Annotated in this window: 2 protein-coding genes; both read right to left on the bottom strand. The window is 65.6% G+C overall.

Annotated features, from left to right (window positions below; all coding sequences use genetic code 11):
* On the bottom strand, window positions 1–979 hold a 979-nt coding region (locus VGI12_18095), incomplete at its 3' end, for an alpha/beta hydrolase (GenBank protein HEY2434590.1).
* 26 nt (window positions 980–1,005) lie between these two features.
* On the bottom strand, window positions 1,006–1,815 hold the full coding sequence (locus tag VGI12_18090) for an alpha/beta hydrolase (GenBank protein HEY2434589.1): 810 nt from the start codon (window positions 1,813–1,815) through the stop codon (window positions 1,006–1,008).
* Between the last annotated feature and the right edge of the window lie 57 nt (window positions 1,816–1,872).

Here is a 1,872-nt window from a genome sequence, read left to right as displayed (position 1 = left end):
TTCCCCATGCGTCGACGTCGATGACGGCCTTGGCAAAGGCCTGCGGCGCTTCTTGCGGCAGGTTGTGACCGACGCCGCCGGTCACCAGTCGGTGCGCGTACTTGGCGGCGAACTTCTTGGCATATGACGCCGGATCTGGATGCGGCGCACCGTTGGCATCGCCTTCGAGCGTGATCGTCGGCACCGTGATGACAGGACCCGCCGCCAGCCGCGTCTCGAGCTCGTCGTACTTCGACTCGCCGTCGGCGAGCGCGAGCCGCCACCGGTAGTTGTGCATCACCAGGCTGACGTGATCCGGGTTGTCGAACGCGTTCGCGCTGCGATCGAACGTCGCCGCGTCGAAGTGCCACTGAGGCGACGCGGTTCGCCAAATGAGCTTCGCGAAGTCGTATCGATACTTGTCGTAGCCGGCGCGACCTCGCTCGGTCGAGAAGTAGTACTGGTACCACCAATCGAGCTCGGCCTGCGGCGGCAGCGGCGATCGGTTCGCCTCGCGGCTCCCGATCAGATATCCGCTGACCGACACCGTTCCTGTGCAGCGCTCCGGCCAGAGCGCTGCAACGATGTTGGCGGTTCGTGCGCCCCAGTCGAAGCCAGCGATGGTCGCCTTGTCGATCGCGAGCGCATCCATCAGCGCGATCGTGTCGGCGGCCAACGCGGCCTGCTGGCCATTTCGCGGCGTGTCGCTTGACAGAAAGCGCGTGGTGCCATAGCCGCGCAGGTAGGGCACGATGACGCGGTATCCGGCCGACGCCAGCAGCGGCGCGACGTCGACGTAGCTGTGAATGTCGTACGGCCAGCCGTGGAGGAGGACCACTGCGCCGCCCTGCGCCGGACCGAGTTCGGCATACCCGACATTCAGGACGCCGGCGTCAATCTGCTTCAGCGCGCCGAAGGTATTTGCGCTCGTGGATTGCGGACGGCGCGCCGCGACGGCCCGCAGCGGCGCCGCGGCAACCGCCACGGCCGCCGCGCTCAAGAACCGGCGCCGATTGCGGTCGCACGTCATTTCGCGGCCGTGGCGGACGTCGAGGACCGCAGCGAACGGAAGGCAGCTCGGAGTTCGGTGGTAAAGAGTGCCGGTTGCTCCCACGCGGCAAAATGACCGCCCTTATCGAGCCTGTTGTAGTAAATGAGCTTCGGATACGCCTTCTCCGTCCAGCTCCGCGGCGCCTGGTAGAGCTCCTCAGGAAAGGCGCTGACGGCGGCCGGGATTGCGATGCCCTTCGGAGCAAAAAACGGCAGCTTGCTTTCCCAATACAAACGGGCCGACGACACCGCCGTGTTGGTCAGCCAGTAGAGCGTGACGTTGTCCAGCACGTCGTCGCGCGTCAGGCCCTCGGACTTCCCATCGAATACGCGAGTGATGAGCGCCAGACTCTGTGCGTCGTGATCGAGCATCCACGCGGCCAGGCCGACCGGTGAATCGGCGATCCCATATAGCGTCTGCGGGCGATTCGCCATCTCATTGGCGTAGCCCAGACCGTGCTTGTAGAAATAGGCCAGCTGATCGTACGCGTGCTGCTCTTCGGTGGACAGTCCCGTTGGCGCCGCCGCACCCGCAAAGGCCGCCGCGTCGATGCCGGGCGGAACCGTCGCCGGCATGTTGGTGTGAATGCCGATCAGTTCCGGAGGGGCGAGCAGCGCCATCTGTTCCGTGACTGCGTTGCCCCAGTCGCCGCCCTGCGCCACATAGCGCGTATATCCAAGCCGTTTCATCAGCACGATCCAGGCACGTGCGACGCGGATCGGATCCCAGCCGGTGCCGGCGGGCTTCCCGGAAAAGCCGTAGCCGGGCAACGACGGAATCACCACGTCGAACGCGTCGGAGGCGTTGCCGCCGTGTGCTGTCGGATTGGTCAGCGGATCGAT

This window comes from Vicinamibacterales bacterium (assembly GCA_036496585.1).
Taxonomy (GTDB): Bacteria; Acidobacteriota; Vicinamibacteria; order Vicinamibacterales; family 2-12-FULL-66-21; genus JAICSD01.
Note: the sequence above shows the minus strand (reverse complement) of the source record. Positions and strands in the feature narration are given on the sequence as shown.